The sequence below is a fragment of the Litoreibacter meonggei genome (genome assembly GCF_003663885.1).
In the GTDB taxonomy this organism is placed as follows: Bacteria; Pseudomonadota; Alphaproteobacteria; order Rhodobacterales; family Rhodobacteraceae; genus Litoreibacter; species Litoreibacter meonggei.
On sequence record NZ_RCCE01000001.1, the window covers coordinates 522,067 to 541,847 of the forward strand.

The following is a 19,781-nucleotide window of genomic DNA, read 5'->3' on the forward strand; positions in this document are numbered from 1 at the left end:
TCACTCCGCAGCCACTTGGCAGCCATGTGTTTTCCACATGGTCGCGTCTTTCAAATAGTCCCAGCCGAAGGCGTCGGGGCTGTCGCCCTGCTCCCGCAGCATCTCAAGTCTCTCCAGCGCCTCGGCCAGTGTTGGTTCATGCCCAATCGGCACCCACCACATGACGAAGTGCATTTTACCAAGCACCTCGAACCACTCTTGGCGCTTTTCGTAGAATTTCTTGTGCAGCGTGCCCCAGACGAAGGTTTCCAACGCCTCGGCGCTTTCCCACACGGTCAGGTTCGGCACATAGAGCGGATCGCCCGCAATCGCGTGCTCGGTCGCACCCGGCGAGCCGGAGCCTTCCAGCATCCACACAAACCCCGGCATCCGTTTGCCCAAAGCGTTGATCCGCTCGATATTGTCGATGAACTCGGCCACGCGCGGATCACCCACAGGGGCGAGCAGCTTGCCGACATTCAGCTCTGCCAGATGGTGACCCTTCATTGCGGCACCTCCACCAGCAAAAGCCCGATCTCGGTGCCTTCCGACATCTCGGCACGGCCAGCCGCACACACATCATCGCTGCCAGCGCCCTCAAGCTTGTGTTTGTCCATGAACGCCTGTTGGGCGGCGCCGAGTTCGGCATCGCCATTGTCCATACCAGCAGAGGGGTCATTCGGGTCGAACCCGTCTTCTTCCAACTGCGTGAACAGCGTCTCGGATGCTTTGACGATGGCCACAGGATCCACGCTCAGCTCCGCGCAGGACAGCGCCAAGGCTTGCGCCGCAGACGTCGCCACAAGGGCCGAGACGAAGTAATCCGGCATCGGGCGCGTATCGGCCATCACAGGCGCAGCCGCCAGAAGGGCGACAACGACAGGTCCGAATTTCACTACGCTCGACATTCTCAATTCCATCCTACCGCGCGATACAGCGCGCGTTGAACACCAGCTTGTCGCCGTCTTGGGTGAACGCCCAATCGTCGCTGACTGGGCTGATCTGCCATTCGGCGTCGGAGCCGCCATAGTTCAGGAGGCAATACTTGGTGGCCTCGAACCGCACGCTTTCACGTACTTCCTCGACACCAGCGCCCTTGTTGACCACGGCAATCGCGATATCGCGCTTGTCCTCACCTTTCGACAGCTTGGCTTTGAACGGTAACGCGCGTTCGCTCGAAGCGTTGCGCGACTTGTCACGGCTGAGCCGCGAACAAGAGGCTGTACCAAGCACCAGCGATATGATGAGCAGTAGTCGGATCATGTTTTCAGCCTCGAGCCATCAATCACCTGATCACTTTGCAACACGCCGACGCAGAACACTTTGACGGTCAACAAACCATCCGCACGTGTGCGGGTGTCGGGAATGGCGCTCTCGCCCTCTTGGCAAGCAATTTCCATCGCACGGATCACGGCACGATTTTCGTCCGCCGCAGGAATGGCGGCCCCGTCCTTGTAGCGCAAGACGACGCGGGTGGTATCACCGGCGCGGGCCGCTTCGACGATGTCGATGGGCGGGCCTTTGGGTTTCTCGGACACCGGTCCTGCTGGCACACAAGCGGCAAGAACCGCCGCGACGGGGATGAGGAACAGAGCGCGCATCATTCTGCCGCTACCGCCGACACGCGGCCGGTTCGTTTGTGCTTGATGCGGTCTTCGATTTCGTCGCGGAAGTGGCGCACCAGACCCTGGATCGGCCAAGCCGCCGCGTCGCCCAAGGCGCAAATCGTGTGGCCTTCGACCTGTTTCGTCACGTCCAGCAGCATGTCGATTTCCTCGACTTCCGCCTCACCAGTCACCAAGCGATCCATCACGCGCATCATCCAGCCGGTGCCTTCGCGGCACGGGGTGCATTGGCCGCATGACTCATGCTTGTAGAACTTCGACAGACGCCAGATGGCTTTGATGATGTCGGTGTTCTGGTCCATCACAATGACGGCAGCCGTCCCCAATCCGGAGCGTTGCTCGCGCAGCCAGTCGAAATCCATGATGCATTCTTTTTCCATCATCTCGGCGGGCAACATCGGCACGGACGAGCCACCGGGGATCACCGCCTTCAGGTTGGACCAGCCGCCACGGATGCCACCACAATGGCGGTCGATCAGCTCTTTGAACGGGATCGACATGGCCTCTTCGACCACGCAGGGGTTGTTCACATGGCCGGAAATCGCAAACAGCTTGGTGCCTGCGTTGTTCGGGCGGCCGAAGCCCGAGAACCATTCCCCGCCACGGCGCAGGATGGTCGGCACAACGGCAATGGATTCGACGTTGTTAACTGTGGTCGGGCAGCCATAGAGGCCAGCCCCCGCAGGAAACGGCGGCTTCATCCGCGGCATCCCTTTTTTGCCCTCAAGGCTTTCCAGCAACGCGGTTTCTTCACCGCAAATATACGCGCCCGCGCCATGATGCAGGTAGATGTCGAAGTCCCAGCCGGATTTCGCGGCGTTGGGGCCGACAAGGCCAGCCTCGTAACATTCGTCGATGGCGTTTTGCAGCGCCTCTTTCTCGCGAATATATTCGCCGCGAATGTAGATGTAGCAGGCGTTCGCTTGCATCGCGAAGCTCGCGATCAGGCAGCCTTCGATCAGCGTGTGCGGATCGTGGCGCATGATCTCGCGGTCTTTGCAGGTGCCCGGCTCGGACTCGTCTGCATTCACCACCAGATAGCTGGGGCGCCCGTCGCTTTCTTTAGGCATGAAGGACCATTTCAGCCCCGTCGGGAAGCCAGCGCCCCCGCGTCCACGCAGGCCAGAGGCCTTCATCTCGTCGATGATGCTGTCACGGCCACGCTTGATGATCGCGGCGGTGCCGTCCCAATGCCCACGGGCTTTCGCGCCCTTCAGGGAGCGGTCATGCATCCCGTAGAGATTGGTAAAGATGCGGTCCTTGTCTGCCAACATAGCTTTCGCGTCCTGTCTGCTTCTTCATGTGCGGTGTCGCGCGCCTAGCTTCTGGCGCGCCACACCCGGAATAAAACGACCAACGCCCAGATGAACGCGGCCCCTGCCATCAGGTCGAACAGGAAGGCAAAGCGTGCGGGCCAGCCAAGCTGCCCCCCGATCACCTGCGCCCCGACCCAGATCAGCATCGTGGCAAAAATCACGATCGCCGCCTGTCGGGCCTGTCTGACCATACGCGGGTCCTCTTGCGAGGGCCCGCTCATCGTTTCGTCTCAGTCGGGATCAATAGACCCCGCCCTTTTTTACCTTCTTCGAGAACTCGGTTTCGCCGCCTTTGGCAAGCAACTTGGCCTGCTTCACCCATTCGTCACGAGAGGCGCGGCCTTTGATGCCCTCGATATTGTTGTCAGCCCAGTCCACCTCTTTCTTGCGCCAGCTGGCGACCTGATCGAAGTGGTAGACGCCCATTTTGTGCAACTCGCCTTCGAGTTTCGGACCGACGCCTTTGATCTGCTTGAGATCATCAGCACCGCCCGCACGGGCTTTTTTCAGAAGTTCCGGCTTACCGTCAGCGGCCACTGGCTTGGCCTTGGCAGCGGTTGCCGCCTTTGCTTTCGGTGCCGGTTTCGCAGCAGCTGCTTTGGCCTTCGGCGAAGCTTTCGCCTTGGCCGCAGGTTTCGCATCCGCTGCCTTGGCTTTTGGCGCGGCCTTCGGCTTCGCGGCTGCCTTGGTCTTTGGCTCTGCCTTGGCCTTCGGCTCTGCCTTGGCCGTTGCATCAGCCTTGGTTGCGGATTTCGCGGCGGTTTTGGTCGTTGTCGCCTTCTTCGCAGCGGGCTTCTTCGCATCTGGCTTTTTGGCAGCAGGCTTCACCTTCGGCGCGCTGCTTGCAGCCGCAGGACTCAAGCTGGCGGCGGCGGCGCCCGCATTCTCGGCAACTGGCGAGGATGTGGTCGCAGCATCGGTGCTGGCCAGCGGTGCGGCGGCGGTCGCCACATCCGCGCGGGACGCGGCAGGAACCGAAGACACTTCCGCTTCTGCCTTGCCGCAGAACGCCCAGTTCAACACGAAGCCCCCGACGAGCAGTATCACGAGGCCCCAAAAGACGGCCCCCAAAAATCCAAAGTCGCGCATCGACATCAGCAATGCGGCAACCAATACGCCCGCGATCAACGCAGCAAGCCAGCAAACCGTTTTGCAGCTTCCCCCGTTTGTGTTGTTCTGTCCCATTCTTCGTACTCCCCGTCTGTTTCAGACTAGTAGACGCCGCCTTTTTTGACGCGGCTTGAAAATTCCGTAGTGCCACCTTTGGCCAGCACCTTGGCTTGCTTCACCCACTCGTCCCGGGAAACGCGGCCTTTAAAGCCTTCGAGGTTCTCATCAACCCACTCGACTTCCTTCTTGCGCCAGGACGAGACCTGATCGAAGTGGAAGACACCCAGCTTGTGCAAAAGCTGTTCGAGTTTGGGGCCAACGCCCTTGATCATCTTGAGGTCGTCTGGCCCACCTGCCCGCGCCTTTTTCAGCAGTTCGGGCTTGCCGTCCGCAGCGACCGGCTTGGCTTTTGCCGCGCCCTTGGGTTTTGCGGGGGCTTTGGTTTTCGGAGCCACCGTGCCGGTCTTCGGACGCGCCACTTTTTTGGCATCGACCTCGGCCTTGGTCGCGTCGACTTGGCGTGCGTCTTTTTTCGCCGCCTCCGTCTTCGACTTGGCTGGTACAGACGCCTTGTTCGCGGCACCACCCTTGGCTTTGCCGCCATGTTGCCACGGGGCCAGCAGCGGCACTTCGGTGCCGTCGATGCGTTTCACCGTGTCGCCAATATCGGCCGCCAATTGCACGGAGGCGTTGTACTGCGTCTTGCCGCTGTCGAATTCTGTCAGCGATGTCAGGCCTTTACGCGGCTCGGCGGCGTAACGGCCGTTTTGCGATCCGGGTGTCGGCACGTCGCCCTTCGCCAGCATGTCGAGAATCTGCGCCATGCTTTTGGCGGTCAGGTCTTCATAATAGTCCTTGCCGATCTGGGCCATGGGCGCGTTGGCGCAAGCGCCGAGGCACTCGACCTCTTCCCACGAGAACTTGCCGTCAGCGGACAGCTGATGCGGCTTCTCGGCGATCTTTTCCTTGCAGACCCCGATCAGGTCTTCCGCACCGCAGATCATGCAGGACGTCGTGCCGCAAACCTGAATATGTGCCACAGACCCAACAGGTTGCAGCTGGAACATGAAGTAGAACGTCGCCACTTCCAGCGCACGGATATAGGCCATGCCCAGCTTGTCCGCCACGTGTTCAATGGCAGGGCGGGTCAGCCAACCCTCCTGCTCCTGCGCCCGCCAAAGCAGCGGGATAATCGCCGAGGCCTGACGCCCCTCGGGGTATTTCGTAATCTGCGCATCCGCCCACGCAAGGTTTGCGGGGGTGAAAGCGAAGCTGTCAGGCTGGTCTGCGTGAAGTCTACGAAGCATGGAGGTCTGTGGCCTTTATCTGTGCGTTTAGGGCAGCGCTTACGCGCAAGCCCCTACGGTGGAGCGGATACCGCCGCCGGCTTGCTCGATCGCTTGCAGTTGGGCTACGGCCTCTTCCTGCACTTTATCGAGCTTCATATCTTTCCAGCCAGTGATTTTGCGGATTTCGGCGTGGGTGATGCCGTCAAAATCAATGCAGCCCACTTGCGCCATCGCCGACGCGTAACGCGCCAGATCAAAATCATCGACGCTGAGTTCAGGGGCGGGAAGGCAGGCGCTCAAAGTCATGGCGCCAGCAACGGCAACAGCAGAAAACTTTTTCATCGGTCAATTTCTCCAAAAACTACGTCCATTGTTCCAATAATCGCGGCCACGTCGGCAAGCTGGTGGCCTTTGCAGATATAATCCATCGCCTGCAAATGCAGGAACCCGGGGGCCTTGATTTTGGCGCGGTAGGGTTTATTCGTCCCGTCCGCCACCAGATACACGCCAAACTCACCTTTAGGGGCTTCGATGGGCACGTAGACCTCACCTTTCGGCACGTGGAAGCCCTCGGTGTACAATTTGAAATGATGGATGAGCGCCTCCATGGAGGTTTTCATCTCCGCGCGTGGTGGAGGGGTCATTTTGCCCCGCGCCATCACGTCGCCCTTCTCTACCCGCAGTTTTTCGATGCACTGGCGCATGATCGACAGCGACTGGCGCATCTCTTCCATGCGGCACAGGTAGCGGTCAAAGCAGTCGCCGTTTTTGCCGACGGGGATTTCGAACTCCATCTCGTCATAGCACTCATAGGGCTGCGCACGGCGCAGGTCCCATGCAAGGCCGGAGCCGCGCACCATCACGCCGGTGAAGCCGTAATCGAGGATATCCTGCTCGGTCACGATCCCGATATCGGCGTTGCGTTGCTTGAAAATACGGTTGTCGGACAGCAGCCCGTCAATATCGCTGAGAACTTGCGGGAAGGTCGTCGTCCATTCCTCGATGTCGTCGAGCAAATCCTCCGGCAGGTCTTGATGTACCCCGCCGGGACGGAAATACGCGGCGTGCAAACGTGCACCGCAAGCCCGCTCGTAGAACACCATCAGCTTTTCGCGCTCCTCGAAGCCCCAAAGCGGCGGTGTCAGCGCGCCCACGTCCAAGGCCTGCGTGGTGACGTTCAGCAGGTGGTTCAGGATACGGCCAATTTCCGAATACAGCACACGGATCAAGGATGCGCGGCGTGGCACTTCGGTGCCTGTCAGCTTCTCGATGGCCAAGCACCAAGCGTGCTCTTGGTTCATTGGCGACACATAGTCGAGGCGGTCAAAATACGGCAGGTTTTGCAGGTAGGTCCGGCTCTCCATGAGCTTTTCCGTGCCACGGTGCAGCAAGCCGATATGCGGGTCGCAACGCTCCACGATTTCGCCGTCAAGTTCCAGTACCAAGCGCAACACGCCGTGCGCCGCAGGGTGCTGAGGCCCGAAGTTGATGTTGAAGTTCCGGATCTTCTGTTCGCCCGTCAGGGCGTCGTCGAACTTGGAGCCGTCCATCATGTGTTAGTCTCCCGAACAGCTTGACCAATCCCAATGTCGAGCATTTCGACATCCGCGATTTTTTTAAAAAAGGGCATTGCAGGCAACACCATCAACACCGCAGCAAACAAGCTTAGAAATTCGGTCGCAAATTCCATCATTTCTTCGCCTCTTCAGCTTTCTCGTCACCCGGCATGATGTATTCCGCGCCCTCCCATGGGGACATGAAGTCGAACTGGCGGTATTCCTGAACCAGCTTCACCGGCTCATAGACAACGCGCTTTTCGGCTTCGTCATAGCGGACCTCGACATAGCCCGTGGTCGGGAAGTCCTTGCGCAGCGGATAGCCGCGGAAGCCGTAATCGGTGAGGATGCGGCGCAGGTCGGGGTGGCCGGAGAACATGATGCCGAACATGTCGAAAATCTCGCGCTCGAACCAGTTGGCCGCCGGATAGACCTCGTGCAGGGACGGTACAATCTCGTCTTCGCGGATCGCCATTTTCACGCGGATGCGGTGGTTCTGGTACATCGACAGGTATTGATAAACGACATCAAACCGCGCGTCGCGGGTCGGGTAGTCCACCGCCGTGATATCCACCATGGTGGAGAAGCGGCAAGCGCGGTCGGTTTTCAGAAACTCCGAGAACGACACAAGCGAGCTGGGCGCGATATGCACGGTCAGTTCGCCAAATGCGATCTCGGTGGACAGCACGCAATCAGGGCGTTTCAGCTCTATGTGAGCCGCGAGTTCTTGAAGGGCAGCGGTCATCGAATGATATTCCCCGTCCGGCGGATTTTGCGTTGCAGCTGGAGCAGGCCATAGAGCAATGCCTCCGCTGTGGGCGGGCACCCGGGCACGTACAGATCAACCGGAACGATCCGGTCGCAACCGCGCACAACGCTATACGAATAGTGGTAGTAGCCGCCGCCATTGGCACACGACCCCATGGAGACCACGTAGCGCGGCTCCGGCATCTGGTCGTAGACCTTGCGCAGCGCAGGGGCCATCTTGTTGGTCAGCGTGCCGGCCACGATCATCAGGTCCGACTGGCGCGGGGAGGCGCGAGGGGCCGTGCCGAAGCGTTCCATGTCGTAGCGCGGCATCGCGGTGTGCATCATCTCGACGGCGCAGCACGCCAGCCCGAAGGTCATCCAGTGCAGCGAGCCGGTGCGCGCCCAGTTGATGATGTCCTCGGTCGAGGTGACAAGGAAGCCCTTGTCCTGAAGCTCGGAGTTCAGCTGCGCGGTGGCGACGTCTTTGTCCCAGCCAGCTGTGTTAAGACCGGTTGCTACTCCCATTCGAGTGCTCCCTTTTTCCATTCGTAAGCGAAGCCGATGGTCAGCACGGCGAGGAAGACCATCATCGACCAGAAGCCAAGCAACCCGACATCCTTGAAAGCAACCGCCCAGGGGAACAGGAAGGCGATTTCAAGGTCGAAGATGATGAACAGGATCGACACCAGATAAAACCGCACGTCGAACTTCATTCGCGCATCGTCGAAAGCGTTAAAGCCACATTCGTAGGCAGACACTTTTTCGGGGTCTGGGTTCCGCACTGCGACGACTGCCGCTGCAAGAATCAGAACCAACCCGAGGCCAATGGCTATTGCCAAAAATATCAGGATGGGCAGGTATTCGCGTAGAAGCTCGTCCACGTAAGTCTCCTTCTCGCCTGCATGTCACGACACACAGGAAGTAATTGCTGCGGTGATCTTTACGCCCGAGCGCGCAGGGGGTCAACCGATGGACCCCCCCACTTGTCACCGAATAGTCCTAATTTTTGCGGCATTTAGGACGGTTGTTTTGGTTGGCATTTGACGCAGCGCAACAAGCAGGCCGATTTCGCCAGCACCAGCACGCTGAGTCGCCCCCTACCCCAGCCGCTGCAAAAGCGCCGGAGACGGGTTGCCCGTGGCCTCCAGACCGACGCTGCGCTGATAGGCTGCGATGGCGGCTTTGGACTTTGGCCCCAGCACCCCGTCCGCCCCGCCCGTGTCGAAGCCCTTGGCCGTCAGGCGGGTTTGCAGGCGCTTGCGGTCGTCTATTCTCAGCCCGTATTTATCCGGCCCGAACGGCGTCTTCAGCGGCCCGCCGCCTGCCAGCCGGTCCGCCAGATGGCCCACCCCCAGCGCGTAGTTGTCGGAATTGTTGTAGCGCTTGATCGCGCGGAAGTTCTGTCCCACCTCGAAGCGCGGCCCGCCGGGGTCGGGCTGCAACCCGCCGGAGGCCACTTCGCGCCCCCAAGGCTGCGCGCGTTGCCAGCCAGAGCGCGCCAGATAGGCGGCGGTCGATGCCAGCGCATCAGATGGATCTTCGGACCAGATGTCGCGCCGCCCGTCGCCGGTGAAATCCACCGCAAACAGCTGGTAGGAGGTCGGGATAAACTGGGTATGCCCCATCGCCCCGGCCCAAGACCCGACCAAGCGGCTCGGCGTCGTGTCGCCCGTTTGCAAAATCTTCAACGCGGCGATCAACTGCTTTTCGAAGAACGCGCCACGCCGCCCCTCAAAGGCCAGCGTCGCCGTGGCCGAGACCACAGGAACATTGCCGCGACGGGTGCCGAAATTGCTCTCCACCCCCCAGATGGCCGCGACCACATTGGCGGGCACGCCATACTTCGCCTCGATCGCGTTCAGGCGGGACCGTTCGCGGGCGAAGGCCACCCGGCCGGCGCGGATTTTCTCCTCCGAGGCGACGATGGCCAGATAATCCTCGAAGCTGCGTTTGAATTCTGTCTGGTTGCGGTCGCGCTCGATCACCTCGGGCAGGAAGCCCACACCGCGCATCCCCGTTTGCAGGGTGCTGGCGGTGATGCCTTTGGACAGCGCGCGGGTTTTGAAATTCGCCACCCAAGCATCGAACGCAGGGTTGGGCAACGCGCGCATCGTCGGGGTTGCGGTCGGTGCGGAGACACCCCCGCCGGTGCTGCACGCCTGTAGGGCTGAGGCCCCTGTCAGGGCAATAAAATGGCGGCGGTTGATCATCGAGCTGCTCCCTCTGTTATGGGGTTGTTTTGCGCCACGTTAGCGCATTCCCACATGCCGTGAAACAGCCCTTAACGCACCCAAGCCGCCTTTCGCTTGTCGAAGAATGCGGCGATGCCCTCGGCGCTCTCGGCGCTGTCCCAGCGGGTCACCAGTGCCTTGATGGAATGATCCACCTCCGCCTGCCCCGGCGCGCCGCCAAGGTGCAGGGCCAGTGCTTTGGCCTCGGCCACAGCACCCGGCGCGCAGGCCAGATAGGGGGTGATTTCCGCGTCGACGGCGGCGTCTAGGTCGTCGGATACGCGGGCAATGATGCCCAACGCTTGCGCCTCATCTGCGCCAAAAACACGGCTGGACATGAACACCCGCCGCGCGTTGCCCTCGCCCATGCGGGCGACCACATAGGGGCCGATGGTGGCGGGGATCAGGCCCAGTTTGGTTTCGGTCAGGCCGAACTTGGTGTCCAGTGCCGCAAGCGCCACGTCGCAGACGCAGGCGAGGCCGACGCCGCCACCAAAGGCCGCGCCTTCGATGCGGCCAATGACGGGTTTGGGCAGCGTGTTCCATGCGCCCAGCATTGCGGCCAGCTTGCCGGCTTCACGACCACGGGTCTCGCCATCCGCGTCGATCTGCGCGCGCATCCAGTTCAGATCACCGCCCGCACAAAACAGCGCCCCCGCGCCGCGCAACACCACCGCACGCACGGTATCATCAGCACCGAGCGTTGCTGCGCAATCCGTTAACTCCGCAATCATCTCGCCAGACATGGCGTTGCGTTTGTCGGGGCGGTTCAGGGTGACCGTCGCTACGCCGCGCGTGTCGGTTTTTACCAGCAAGGTCTCATACATCGGCTCGTCTCCTTATCCGCGCATCGCTTGGGCCATGCGGCCCGCTTGTGCAATAATTTCTGCGTTTAGTCCGGTCGTGTGGCCTGCGCTTTCCAGATGGGCCAGAACCGCCTCCGTCGCGACATTGCCCGCCGCACCGGGCGCATAGGGGCACCCGCCCAAGCCCCCGACCGCAGCGTCAAAAACCCGCACTCCGTGGGACAGAGCCACGTCGATGTTCAGCAAGGCGCGCCCCGCTGTGTCATGGAAGTGACCTGCCAACTTATCAGCCGCGCAGACTTGCGTAACCGCCGTCAGCATCGCGTCAATTTGTTCCGGCGTGGCACGGCCAATGGTGTCGCCCAGCGAGACCTCGTAGCAGCCCAGCTTGAACAACCGCGCCACCACGCGGGCCACATCGGCAGGGTCCGTCGGGCCGTCATAGGGGCATTCCGCCACGCAGGACACGTAGCCGCGCACCGGCATCGGGGCTGCCTCCATGATCGGCACGAACCGCGCGATACTCTCCTCGATCGTGGCGTTCACATTGGCCTTGGAGAACCCCTCCGAGGCGCTGGCGAACACCGCCACCTCATCCGCCTTCGCCGCAATCGCCCCCTCCAGCCCCCGCATGTTCGGGGTCAGCGCGGCGTAGGACACGCCTTTGGCGCGTTTGATGCCCGCAAGCACGTCTGCACTGTCGGCCATTTGCGGCACCCATTTGGGCGAGACGAAACTGGCCACCTCGACCCTCTTGAAGCCCGCCGTGGACAGCAGGTCGACCAACGCGATCTTGTCGGCGGTGGCGATCTGCGCTTTCTCGTTTTGCAGCCCGTCGCGGGGGCCGACCTCGAAAATTTCGACCGCACTCATGCAGGCACCTCATAGAACTCGTTGGGGTAAAGACGCTCCCCGTCCGGCGGCAGAGACTTTTGAAAGCCCTCACGGGCGGTGATGCGGGCGTACCAGTCGCATAGACGCGGGAAAGGTTCGATATGTGTAAAATGGCGGCCAGAATACACTGAATACCCGCAAGAAATGTCGGCTGCGGAAAAGTCGCTCTCCAACAGATAGTCGCGATTTTGCAGCCGTCTCTCCAACGCGGCGTAGCATTTGGCGATCCGCGCCGCCTCCAGCTTCATCACGATGGGGCTGCGCATATGGTCTTCATACAGCGCGATATGCTGTTGGGTCAGAGCGGCGCAATGCTGGGTGATAGTCTCGGCGAAATGCACCCAGACCAGCCAGTCGGCCCGCTCCGCATCGCCCGCTGCACGACCCAGCCCCGCGTCGGAGAAGGTTTCGCACAGATATTCGGTGATCGCGCCCGTTTCGAACAGCGTTTGCCCGTCGATCTCCAAAGCTGGAACGCGGCCCGAAGGGTTCAGCTTCAGATACGCCTCCGACCGCAGGTTCTTGCCGAACGGATGCACGACGATATCGAACGGCACGCCCAGCTCGTGCAGCAACCACAGGCTGCGCATAGAGCGGGTCTGGTGCGCGTGATGCAGCGTGATCTCAGTCATCGGCCTCCATCCGCACCAAGGCGGCCCCCGCCGTCACCTGATCGCCGGCGCTTGTCATGACTTCGGCAACGGTGCCGTCCGCCTCGGCCCGCAAGGCGTGTTCCATCTTCATGGCCTCCAGTACCAGCAAGCGGTCGCCCGCTTTCACCTGCGCCCCTGCCGCCACGTCCACGACGCGTACAAGTCCCGGCATCGGTGCACGGGTGACCCCGTCGCCTGCGCCCTGAACGGCAGCCCGATCCAGCGGGTCCACTACGGTGAACGGATAGGTCTCGCCCCAGAACACAGCACCTTGGTCACCATTGCACCAAACCGAAGCGGCGGTTTTGGCGCCGTCAACGCGCCATGTGCCGTCGGTGTGAATGATGTCATGGATGGCGTCCGCCAGCGTGACCCTGAATTGTGTGGGCGACAGCGTCTCGACCTGTGCGGTCTCGTCCTCGTCAAAGGCGAACCGAGCGGTCTGTTCGACCCCGCCCCACAGCGACACCCCTGCGAACGCAGGCACCGTGCGGTGCAACCCGAGGGTTGCGACCGCTGCCAGCGCGCGGGTTTTGGTGCAGGGCGCGGTGGCCTTGGTCAACGCCTCCAAGTCGCGCTCGATCAGTCCGGTGTCCACGTCACCCGCCGCAAACCCGGAGTGTTCCGACAGTGCCGCGAGGAAGCCGATATTGGTCACCGTCCCGCCGATCCGCGTGGCTTTCAGCGCCCGCGTCAGTTGCGCCAAAGCGGTGGCGCGGTCGGGGCCGTGCACGGTCAGCTTGGCAATCATCGGGTCGTAATGCGGGCTGATCTCGTCACCCTTCCGCACGCCGGTATCAATCCGCGCGCCGTCCGCGAAGTGCAATTGGTGCAGTGTGCCGATGGCGGGCAGGAACCCTGCGGGGACGTCCTCGGCATAGATGCGGGCCTCGAAGGAATGACCGGTGATCGACAGGTCGTCCTGCTGCGCCGGAAGCCCCTGCCCCGACGCCACACGCAGCTGCCATTCCACCAGATCGACGCCGGTGATGGCCTCGGTCACGGGATGCTCGACCTGAAGCCGCGTGTTCATTTCCATGAAGTAGAACCGGTCCGCCTGTAGTCCGTCCGAGGCGTCCACGATGAACTCCACCGTGCCCGCGCCCGCATAGCCCACAGCTTCCGCTGCGCGCACTGCCGCCTGCCCCATGGCGTCGCGCATCTCGGGCGTCATGCCGGGGGCCGGAGCCTCCTCGATCACCTTCTGGTGGCGGCGTTGCAAGGAGCAGTCGCGCTCGAACAGATGCACGGCTTTCGTGCCGTCACCAAAGACCTGCACCTCGATATGGCGCGGGGTGGAGACGTATTTCTCGATGAGCACAGCGGCGTTGCCGAAGGCCTTTTGCGCCTCGGTCTGGGCGGCTTCCAACTCCTGCGCGAAGTCCTTGGCGGCGTTGACGCGGCGCATGCCTTTGCCACCGCCGCCAGCGACGGCTTTGATCAACACGGGGTAGCCGATTTTGTCAGCCTCGGCGGCCAGATTGTCTTGGCTCGCCTCGTGGTAGCCCGGCACCACGGGAACGCCCGCCTTGACCATCAACGCCTTGGCGGCGTCCTTCAGTCCCATGGCGCGGATCGCGTGGGCGGAGGGGCCGATGAAGGTCAGGCCCGCCTGCTCCACCGCTTCCACGAAATCGGGGTTTTCCGACAGGAAGCCATAGCCCGGATGGATCGCCTGCGCGCCTGTAGCTTTAGCCGCCGCAATGATCGCGTCGCCGCGCAGGTAGCTTTCCGCAGGGGTAGCGCCGCCAAGGGAGATAGCTTCGTCGGCCATTTCCACATGGCGGGCGTTTGCGTCCACGTCAGAATGGACCGCCACAGTGCCAACACCGAGGCGACGGCAGGTGTCGATGATCCGGCAAGCGATTTCGCCGCGATTGGCGATGAGGATTTTATTGAACATTACCATCCTACTTCGTCTCCCATTGACCAGTGAAGCTCAGGCTCAAAGGTTGATCTTGGAACATTTTGCATCCTTGATCGCCAAACCCACACACCGTCACATAGTTTTGGTGGGCTACAAGCATTGTGGTGCCGCAGCCCATAGGGAAGGTGGCAGCGATTTGGTCGTTTAGTTTCAACTCGTATTTTGCCCAAGGCGCTCCACCGCACATTCCTGTGGGCTTCGGCACATTTTGATAAATCCGGTGCAGCGACGCGACGCGGTTTGGCGTCAACGCGCACGAAACAATCTCGTTTGGGACGATGGGGTCGCGTAAATCTTCCGTTTGAACAAATAATCCATCACGCGAGATTGGGTGAGTTTTATTTGCGTCAAATGAAATCGGAAAAACCGTAAGTTGCCCAAGTTCTTCGTCACAACCGTAACCCACAGCAGTCCACCATTCATCGGCTAAAGACGCACTGGTTAGCAGGCACAAAATAGCTACAGTGCTTCCACCGCATCCAAATACTCGTTCCCAGACCATCACATCCGGAACACGCCGAAGCGTGTCTCCTCTATCGGGGGGGTCAGCGCGGCACGCAAAGATAACGCCAGCACGTCGCGGGCCTTGCGGGGGTCAACTATGCCGTCGTCCCATAGCCGTGCGGAGGCGTAGAGGGGGTGGGATTGCTCCTCAAACATATCAATCGTGGGTTGCTTGAATGCGGCCTCCTCTTCGGCGGACCATGTGCCGCCCTTGCGCTCGATCCCGTCGCGTTTGACCGTTGCCAGAACGCCCGCAGCTTGCGGGCCGCCCATGACCGAAATGCGGGAGTTGGGCCAGGACCACATGAAGCGCGGCTGGTAGGCGCGGCCCGCCATACCGTAATTCCCCGCCCCGAAGGAGCCGCCGATCACCATGGTGATTTTCGGCACCGAGGTCGTTGCAACAGCGGTCACCAGCTTGGCCCCGTGCCGCGCGATGCCTTCGTTTTCATATTGGCGACCGACCATGAAGCCGGTAATATTTTGCAAGAACACCAAAGGGATACGGCGTTGCGAGCAGAGTTCCACGAAATGCGCGCCCTTCTGGGCGGCCTCGGAGAACAGCACGCCGTTGTTGGCGATGATGCCGACCTGCATGCCGCAGATTTCCGCAAAGCCGGTGACCAAAGTCTCGCCGAAGCGCTTCTTGAACTCATCGAAGCGGGAGCCGTCAACGATCCGCGCGATGACCTCGCGGATGTCGTAGGGGGTGGTCAAGGAGGCTGGCACCACGCCGAGCAGTTCAGACGGGTCATAGGCCGGAGCCTCGCCCTGTGTCGCGCCGTCAATCCCGCCACCAATGTTCCCGACCGCCTGCCGCGCCAAAGCCAAAGCGTGCGCGTCGTCCTCGGCCAGATAATCCGCCACACCTGACAGGCGCGTGTGGACATCGCCGCCGCCCAAGTCTTCCGCCGTGACGACCTCGCCCGTTGCGGCCTTCACCAAGGGTGGGCCTGCGAGGAAGATGGTGCCCTGCTCTTTCACGATAATCGTGACGTCGGACATGGCGGGCACGTAAGCGCCGCCTGCGGTGCAGGAGCCCATGACCACGGCGATCTGCGCGATGCCTTTGGCGGACATTCGGGCCTGATTGTAGAAGATGCGTCCGAAATGGTCGCGGTCGGGGAAGACCTCGTCCTGATTGGGCAGGTTCGCCCCGCCTGAGTCCACGAGATAGACGCAAGGCAGGTGGTTTTCCTCGGCAATCTCTTGCGCGCGCAGGTGCTTTTTCACCGTCATCGGATAGTAGGTGCCGCCCTTCACGGTGGCGTCGTTGCACACGACCATGACTTGGCGGCCCTGCACCAAGCCGATGCCCGCGATCACCCCCGCACAAGGGGCCGCGCCGTCGTAGAGGCCGTGGGCTGCGGTCGCGCCGACCTCCAGAAACGGCGAGCCGGGGTCGAGCAGGTTCGCGACACGGTCGCGGGGCAGCATTTTGCCACGGCTCTCGTGGCGCTCGCGCGGGCCTTCGCCACCGCCAAGTGCGGCATGCTGTGCCGCCTCTTGAACCACGCGCAAGGCGTCTAGATTCGCGGCTTCGTTGGCGCGGAACGCCTCGGAGCCTGCGGCGATGTTGGAGGTTAATTTCATGTCATACCCTCAAGTTGCACACTGAGACACATCATTCCCTGAACTCGCAATACCCCGCCTTGGAGCGCCCCTCTAGGCAGGCCGCGAACTCGCCTGATAGCCCCGCAAATTCACTGATCTCGCAACCCAGCCGCGCGCTTTCTGCGCCTTCCTGCTTGGAGGCTGCGACCTCTTGGCATTTCTGCACAACATAGCTTGTCCACTGGCCCAGAAGGTCCAGCAATTGGGACGACCCGCTGGTGGTCACGGCATCAATAACCTCGTCTTGCAAGGTTTTCACCGTACCGGACCATTCCTCTCGCACGCCGCCAAGGCAGGTTGCATGGGCGTCGGTGCCGACCTCGTGGGACACGCAGGGCTGGAACATCAATTCCACGCATTGGGGCCATGTGGTGCCCGCCTCCATGGTTTCCAAACACGCCAGCACGAGGACTTTGTCCTGCGCGATGGTGTCTTGCGCCATGGCGGGGGTGGCAGCCAGTGCGGCGATGAGGGGGAGGTACTTCATGGGCGATCCTTTAAGCCGCGTCGCGCGGGGCGACGGGAGTTTGCGTGGCCCAGTCGGCGGGGCCGTTTTGAGCAATCAAGCCGCCAAGGGGGCCGACGTGATATTCGTAGTGCCGTGCGGCATCAAACGGCTCCGGGCCGCAAATGACAACCATGCGTGTGGTTTTGACAAGTGCAGGGCGTGCGCGGCAGTCGGTGCGTTTGGCTGCTGGGTGGGTGTCGAGATAGCGGGCGGCGTAAGTTTCGATGATCTGCGCTTCGGTGAGTTTGAGCGTGGCGCGTTGGTATTGCGCGACGGCGAGGATGCCGACGAGGCAGAGCAGGGCGAGACCTGCGTAGTGGAGGGGGCGGAGGGTCATTGTACGACACCATTGCAAACGCAATTATGCAACACGACGCGCATCGAGTCCGCTTGCGTTTTCTTCCAATATTGAAGCACACCTCCAACCCGACTAAGAGATCCGAGTCTACGCAACCTATTTTCGAGGGCGACATGTTTTTCATTTCGCACATCGCGATCCCAAAACCACCCGCACGCGCCTAATCTCGCCTGCGGGGCGATGCTCCTCACCTTTTCCATTAATAGCAGATAGGCCCGTGCATTGCGCGGGAAGTGTAGATGTATATTCGATTTGTAATTCCTGTGCGCGACACAAGATGCCGCGCGGAGCTTGGCTTTTTCTATGGTGCCTTTAAGATTTTTGCTGACGAAAGATTCCTTGAGTGCTGGGAGCGATGTGAGTTGAGGCGTGAGATCGACTGGTTCAACGATCACCTCGATGCGCCTGATGCTGTTGCCCGTCGGTTCGGTCGCCATGGACCGCGAAGTGGCGTTTGTTGGTTCCGCGACACGGCGCAAGTCTGCATTCGTCGCGCGCGTTATGCGGGGTGGTTGATGGGCGAACTTGGGACGCCCGTTGCCGAAATAAGATCGCACAGACCCGGCCCTTTGGTTTGGGCTGATGAGCAACAAATTGTCGCGCTTGCTGGACCTCATGTGCCCCAAGCGTTTTAGGGGGCGGTGTATTTTCACCCCATCGCCCCCATCAGCTCCCGACCGACAAGCATCCGCCTGATCTCGGAGGTGCCGGCACCAATCTCCATCAGCTTGGCGTCGCGGAACAATCGCGCCACGGGAGCATCGGCCAAGAACCCTGCGCCGCCCATGGCTTGCACGGCTTGGTGGGCTTGGACCATCGCCTGTTCGGAGGAATAGAGACAGCACGCGGCGGCATCGGCTCGCGTGATATCCCCACGGTCACAAGCGCGGCCCGCCTCGTAGACATAGGCGCGGGCGGAGTTCATCGCCGTATACATATCCGCGATCTTGCCCTGCATCAGCTGGAACGAGCCGATGGGTTGGCCGAACTGCTTACGCTCGGCCATGTAGGGCATGACCTCGTCCAGACAGGCGGCCATGATGCCGGTGCCGATGCCCGCCAGAACCACGCGTTCATAGTCGAGGCCGGACATCAGGACGCGCACGCCGCGCCCCTCCTCGCCCAGCACGTTCTCGAACGGGACTTCCACGTCGTCGAAGATCAGCTCTGCGGTGTTGGAGCCGCGCATACCAAGCTTGTCGAAATGTGGGGAGGTGGAGAAGCCTTTCATCGACTTCTCGATAATGAAGGCGGTGATGCCTTTGGGGCCAGCCTCGGGGTCGGTCTTGGCGTAGACCACCAAGGTGGAGGCGTCGGGGCCGTTGGTGATCCAGTATTTGTTGCCGGACAGACGGTAGTGGTCGTTGCGCTTTTCCGCCTTAAGGGACATGGACACTACGTCGGAGCCTGCGCCCGCTTCGGACATTGCCAAGGCGCCGACATGCTCGCCGGACATGAGGCCGGGGAGGTATTTCGCTTTCTGCTCTGGCGTTCCGTTCAGCTTGATCTGGTTCACGCAGAGGTTGGAATGAGCGCCGTAAGACAGCGACACGGAGGCGGAGGCGCGGGCGATTTCTTCGACCGCGATCACATGGGCAAGATAGCTCATGCCGGAGCCGCCGTCTTCCTCGGGGACGGTGATGCCCAGAAGGCCAAGCTCACCCATTTCGGTCCAGAGATGCGCTGGGAATTCGTTGGTGGCGTCAATCTCGGCGGCCAAGGGCTTGACGCGCTCTTGCGCCCAGCGATGGATCATATCGCGCAGCGCGTTAACATCCTCACCCAAATCGAATTTCATCGAAGCGTTAAACATGCCGATTCTCCCGTTATTGAACGCGCGTTCAAATAATAGCCACAGCTCTCTCACGGGTCAACAGCGGCCATACGCAGCAAAAAATTAACCCGCCGTAAAGGGGAAAGAAAGACAATAAGCCCCTCTAAACAAAGGGAGGAATTGCCAATTGTGGCAACAATAAGTAAGGAATTCCTTACCTTCCGCGTACCCTACGTACCGTAACCCATTGCCAAATCAGCATTTACCTTGCGTTGGAAGCTGATTCTGCCCCATTTTCGTCATATTACAGAACCCGTCAAACTGAGTTATCAAAAATGATCTATCTAGCCTTCTATAGGGGAGAGGGTCGGCCGTTAAGCGATACGCTCGTCAAGTGGGTCACCCGCTCCGAGTTCTCGCATTGTGAGTTGTTAGTGAGTTCCCGACCGCCCAAAACCGGCGAAACCCACCGTTGCGTTACCGCTCAAGGTAAGAACGGCGGCGTCTGCGTGCGCGACCTGCACTTCCGTGAGGGAGCTTACGAATTTGTGCAAGTGCCTTGGGCACCACATGACACGTTCGAACGCGCTGCCAGCCACACCGGACGCGGCTATGACTACTGGGGCCTGCTGATGAGCCAGTTCATCAACCTGCGCCGCCATGTCGAAGACCGTTGGTTCTGTTCCAAGCTGTGCGCGCAAGCACTCGGGCTGTCGGAGGCGCACACCTATGCGCCCGGCGACCTGAAACGGATCGTTGAAGAGCATAACCGCGTGTACCGCATGGCCCATATGGCCGCGAGCCACGCGGCACCCGCGCATGGTGTGTCCACAGAGTTGCCTGCCACATCGCCAGCGCCCGCCAACCAGCCGGGCTATCCGGCAACC

Annotated in this window: 25 protein-coding genes; 1 reads left to right on the forward strand and 24 read right to left on the reverse strand. The window is 61.1% G+C overall.

Annotated elements, in window-relative coordinates; genetic code table 11:
- The 23 genes from BCF46_RS02525 to BCF46_RS02630 all read right to left on the reverse strand — a co-directional run bounded on the left by BCF46_RS02525 (nucleotide 1) and on the right by BCF46_RS02630 (nucleotide 17,099).
- Nucleotides 1–486 (reverse strand): DUF3291 domain-containing protein, encoded by a 486-nt coding sequence (locus tag BCF46_RS02525; protein ID WP_121021395.1) that lies wholly within the window; start codon nucleotides 484–486, stop codon nucleotides 1–3.
- Complete coding sequence (locus BCF46_RS02530; RefSeq protein WP_121021397.1) at nucleotides 483–887, reverse strand: DUF5333 family protein; 405 nt, start codon at nucleotides 885–887, stop codon at nucleotides 483–485. The genes BCF46_RS02525 and BCF46_RS02530 overlap by 4 nt, the downstream gene beginning before the upstream one ends.
- Before the next feature lie 13 nt (nucleotides 888–900).
- Entirely contained in the window at nucleotides 901–1,242 is a 342-nt protein-coding gene (locus tag BCF46_RS02535; RefSeq protein WP_121021399.1) for a hypothetical protein, read from the reverse strand.
- Nucleotides 1,239–1,583 carry a hypothetical protein gene (locus BCF46_RS02540; protein ID WP_147435927.1) on the reverse strand — a complete coding sequence of 115 codons (345 nt, stop codon included), beginning with the start codon at nucleotides 1,581–1,583 and terminating at the stop codon, nucleotides 1,239–1,241. Before BCF46_RS02540 ends, BCF46_RS02535 begins: the two co-directional genes overlap by 4 nt.
- On the reverse strand, nucleotides 1,580–2,878 hold the full coding sequence (nuoF, locus tag BCF46_RS02545) for an NADH-quinone oxidoreductase subunit NuoF (RefSeq protein WP_121021402.1): 1,299 nt from the start codon (nucleotides 2,876–2,878) through the stop codon (nucleotides 1,580–1,582). Before nuoF ends, BCF46_RS02540 begins: the two co-directional genes overlap by 4 nt.
- A gap of 44 nt (nucleotides 2,879–2,922) precedes the next feature.
- A complete protein-coding gene (locus BCF46_RS02550; RefSeq protein WP_073139965.1) occupies nucleotides 2,923–3,141 on the reverse strand; it encodes a DUF5337 domain-containing protein in 219 nt (72 codons plus the stop codon).
- A 19-nt stretch (nucleotides 3,142–3,160) separates the two neighbouring features.
- Nucleotides 3,161–4,105, reverse strand: a complete 945-nt coding sequence (locus BCF46_RS19860; RefSeq protein WP_211332762.1) for an NADH-quinone oxidoreductase subunit E — start codon at nucleotides 4,103–4,105, stop codon at nucleotides 3,161–3,163.
- A gap of 26 nt (nucleotides 4,106–4,131) precedes the next feature.
- Nucleotides 4,132–5,337 (reverse strand): NADH-quinone oxidoreductase subunit E, encoded by a 1,206-nt coding sequence (locus tag BCF46_RS02560; protein WP_121021404.1) that lies wholly within the window; start codon nucleotides 5,335–5,337, stop codon nucleotides 4,132–4,134.
- Between the two features lie 39 nt (nucleotides 5,338–5,376).
- Nucleotides 5,377–5,661 (reverse strand): hypothetical protein, encoded by a 285-nt coding sequence (locus tag BCF46_RS02565; RefSeq protein ID WP_121021406.1) that lies wholly within the window; start codon nucleotides 5,659–5,661, stop codon nucleotides 5,377–5,379.
- Nucleotides 5,658–6,869: an NADH-quinone oxidoreductase subunit D gene (locus BCF46_RS02570; protein WP_211332772.1), complete on the reverse strand. Its 1,212-nt coding sequence runs from the start codon at nucleotides 6,867–6,869 to the stop codon at nucleotides 5,658–5,660. The genes BCF46_RS02565 and BCF46_RS02570 overlap by 4 nt, the downstream gene beginning before the upstream one ends.
- Entirely contained in the window at nucleotides 6,869–7,009 is a 141-nt protein-coding gene (locus BCF46_RS19690) for a hypothetical protein (RefSeq protein WP_211332763.1), read from the reverse strand. Before BCF46_RS19690 ends, BCF46_RS02570 begins: the two co-directional genes overlap by 1 nt.
- Entirely contained in the window at nucleotides 7,009–7,620 is a 612-nt protein-coding gene (locus BCF46_RS02575; protein WP_121021410.1) for an NADH-quinone oxidoreductase subunit C, read from the reverse strand. The genes BCF46_RS19690 and BCF46_RS02575 overlap by 1 nt, the downstream gene beginning before the upstream one ends.
- On the reverse strand, nucleotides 7,617–8,150 hold the full coding sequence (locus tag BCF46_RS02580; RefSeq protein ID WP_073139985.1) for a NuoB/complex I 20 kDa subunit family protein: 534 nt from the start codon (nucleotides 8,148–8,150) through the stop codon (nucleotides 7,617–7,619). The genes BCF46_RS02575 and BCF46_RS02580 overlap by 4 nt, the downstream gene beginning before the upstream one ends.
- Nucleotides 8,141–8,506: an NADH-quinone oxidoreductase subunit A gene (locus BCF46_RS02585; RefSeq protein WP_073139988.1), complete on the reverse strand. Its 366-nt coding sequence runs from the start codon at nucleotides 8,504–8,506 to the stop codon at nucleotides 8,141–8,143. The genes BCF46_RS02580 and BCF46_RS02585 overlap by 10 nt, the downstream gene beginning before the upstream one ends.
- A gap of 216 nt (nucleotides 8,507–8,722) precedes the next feature.
- On the reverse strand, nucleotides 8,723–9,835 hold the full coding sequence (locus BCF46_RS02590; RefSeq protein ID WP_121021412.1) for a lytic murein transglycosylase: 1,113 nt from the start codon (nucleotides 9,833–9,835) through the stop codon (nucleotides 8,723–8,725).
- Nucleotides 9,836–9,906: 71 nt separating this feature from the next.
- Nucleotides 9,907–10,683: a crotonase/enoyl-CoA hydratase family protein gene (locus tag BCF46_RS02595; RefSeq protein ID WP_121021414.1), complete on the reverse strand. Its 777-nt coding sequence runs from the start codon at nucleotides 10,681–10,683 to the stop codon at nucleotides 9,907–9,909.
- Nucleotides 10,684–10,695: 12 nt separating this feature from the next.
- Nucleotides 10,696–11,535 carry a hydroxymethylglutaryl-CoA lyase gene (locus BCF46_RS02600; protein WP_121021416.1) on the reverse strand — a complete coding sequence of 280 codons (840 nt, stop codon included), beginning with the start codon at nucleotides 11,533–11,535 and terminating at the stop codon, nucleotides 10,696–10,698.
- Entirely contained in the window at nucleotides 11,532–12,188 is a 657-nt protein-coding gene (locus BCF46_RS02605; protein WP_121021417.1) for a glutathione S-transferase family protein, read from the reverse strand. The genes BCF46_RS02600 and BCF46_RS02605 overlap by 4 nt, the downstream gene beginning before the upstream one ends.
- Nucleotides 12,181–14,112 carry an acetyl-CoA carboxylase biotin carboxylase subunit gene (locus tag BCF46_RS02610; RefSeq protein WP_121022251.1) on the reverse strand — a complete coding sequence of 644 codons (1,932 nt, stop codon included), beginning with the start codon at nucleotides 14,110–14,112 and terminating at the stop codon, nucleotides 12,181–12,183. Before BCF46_RS02610 ends, BCF46_RS02605 begins: the two co-directional genes overlap by 8 nt.
- A gap of 7 nt (nucleotides 14,113–14,119) precedes the next feature.
- The gene (locus BCF46_RS02615) at nucleotides 14,120–14,641 is read right to left on the reverse strand and encodes a hypothetical protein (RefSeq protein ID WP_147435929.1); all 522 of its coding nucleotides are present in this window, start codon (nucleotides 14,639–14,641) and stop codon (nucleotides 14,120–14,122) included.
- Nucleotides 14,638–16,233, reverse strand: a complete 1,596-nt coding sequence (locus BCF46_RS02620) for a carboxyl transferase domain-containing protein (RefSeq protein WP_121021421.1) — start codon at nucleotides 16,231–16,233, stop codon at nucleotides 14,638–14,640. Before BCF46_RS02620 ends, BCF46_RS02615 begins: the two co-directional genes overlap by 4 nt.
- Nucleotides 16,234–16,264: 31 nt before the next feature.
- Complete coding sequence (locus BCF46_RS02625; RefSeq protein ID WP_121021423.1) at nucleotides 16,265–16,741, reverse strand: hypothetical protein; 477 nt, start codon at nucleotides 16,739–16,741, stop codon at nucleotides 16,265–16,267.
- Between the two features lie 10 nt (nucleotides 16,742–16,751).
- Entirely contained in the window at nucleotides 16,752–17,099 is a 348-nt protein-coding gene (locus tag BCF46_RS02630; RefSeq protein WP_121021425.1) for a hypothetical protein, read from the reverse strand.
- A gap of 390 nt (nucleotides 17,100–17,489) precedes the next feature.
- Here BCF46_RS02630 and BCF46_RS19695 point away from each other — a divergent pair, with 390 nt between their 5' ends.
- Nucleotides 17,490–17,636 carry a hypothetical protein gene (locus BCF46_RS19695; protein WP_170157843.1) on the forward strand — a complete coding sequence of 49 codons (147 nt, stop codon included), beginning with the start codon at nucleotides 17,490–17,492 and terminating at the stop codon, nucleotides 17,634–17,636.
- Between the two features lie 133 nt (nucleotides 17,637–17,769).
- Here BCF46_RS19695 and BCF46_RS02635 read toward each other — a convergent pair whose 3' ends face one another.
- A complete protein-coding gene (locus tag BCF46_RS02635) occupies nucleotides 17,770–18,933 on the reverse strand; it encodes an isovaleryl-CoA dehydrogenase (RefSeq protein ID WP_121021427.1) in 1,164 nt (387 codons plus the stop codon).
- Nucleotides 18,934–19,781: the final 848 nt, after the last annotated feature.

Coding starts and splice junctions, on each gene's coding strand:
- BCF46_RS02525 (WP_121021395.1), bottom strand. CDS start 486: ATGAAGGGTCACCATCTGGCAGAGCTGAATGTCGGCAAGCTGCTCGCC.
- BCF46_RS02530 (WP_121021397.1), bottom strand. CDS start 887: ATGTCGAGCGTAGTGAAATTCGGACCTGTCGTTGTCGCCCTTCTGGCG.
- BCF46_RS02535 (WP_121021399.1), bottom strand. CDS start 1,242: ATGATCCGACTACTGCTCATCATATCGCTGGTGCTTGGTACAGCCTCT.
- BCF46_RS02540 (WP_147435927.1), bottom strand. CDS start 1,583: ATGATGCGCGCTCTGTTCCTCATCCCCGTCGCGGCGGTTCTTGCCGCT.
- nuoF (WP_121021402.1), bottom strand. CDS start 2,878: ATGTTGGCAGACAAGGACCGCATCTTTACCAATCTCTACGGGATGCAT.
- BCF46_RS02550 (WP_073139965.1), bottom strand. CDS start 3,141: ATGAGCGGGCCCTCGCAAGAGGACCCGCGTATGGTCAGACAGGCCCGA.
- BCF46_RS19860 (WP_211332762.1), bottom strand. CDS start 4,105: ATGGGACAGAACAACACAAACGGGGGAAGCTGCAAAACGGTTTGCTGG.
- BCF46_RS02560 (WP_121021404.1), bottom strand. CDS start 5,337: ATGCTTCGTAGACTTCACGCAGACCAGCCTGACAGCTTCGCTTTCACC.
- BCF46_RS02565 (WP_121021406.1), bottom strand. CDS start 5,661: ATGAAAAAGTTTTCTGCTGTTGCCGTTGCTGGCGCCATGACTTTGAGC.
- BCF46_RS02570 (WP_211332772.1), bottom strand. CDS start 6,869: ATGGACGGCTCCAAGTTCGACGACGCCCTGACGGGCGAACAGAAGATC.
- BCF46_RS19690 (WP_211332763.1), bottom strand. CDS start 7,009: ATGGAATTTGCGACCGAATTTCTAAGCTTGTTTGCTGCGGTGTTGATG.
- BCF46_RS02575 (WP_121021410.1), bottom strand. CDS start 7,620: ATGACCGCTGCCCTTCAAGAACTCGCGGCTCACATAGAGCTGAAACGC.
- BCF46_RS02580 (WP_073139985.1), bottom strand. CDS start 8,150: ATGGGAGTAGCAACCGGTCTTAACACAGCTGGCTGGGACAAAGACGTC.
- BCF46_RS02590 (WP_121021412.1), bottom strand. CDS start 9,835: ATGATCAACCGCCGCCATTTTATTGCCCTGACAGGGGCCTCAGCCCTA.
- BCF46_RS02595 (WP_121021414.1), bottom strand. CDS start 10,683: ATGTATGAGACCTTGCTGGTAAAAACCGACACGCGCGGCGTAGCGACG.
- BCF46_RS02600 (WP_121021416.1), bottom strand. CDS start 11,535: ATGAGTGCGGTCGAAATTTTCGAGGTCGGCCCCCGCGACGGGCTGCAA.
- BCF46_RS02605 (WP_121021417.1), bottom strand. CDS start 12,188: ATGACTGAGATCACGCTGCATCACGCGCACCAGACCCGCTCTATGCGC.
- BCF46_RS02610 (WP_121022251.1), bottom strand. CDS start 14,112: ATGTTCAATAAAATCCTCATCGCCAATCGCGGCGAAATCGCTTGCCGG.
- BCF46_RS02620 (WP_121021421.1), bottom strand. CDS start 16,233: ATGAAATTAACCTCCAACATCGCCGCAGGCTCCGAGGCGTTCCGCGCC.
- BCF46_RS02625 (WP_121021423.1), bottom strand. CDS start 16,741: ATGAAGTACCTCCCCCTCATCGCCGCACTGGCTGCCACCCCCGCCATG.
- BCF46_RS02630 (WP_121021425.1), bottom strand. CDS start 17,099: ATGACCCTCCGCCCCCTCCACTACGCAGGTCTCGCCCTGCTCTGCCTC.
- BCF46_RS02635 (WP_121021427.1), bottom strand. CDS start 18,933: ATGTTTAACGCTTCGATGAAATTCGATTTGGGTGAGGATGTTAACGCG.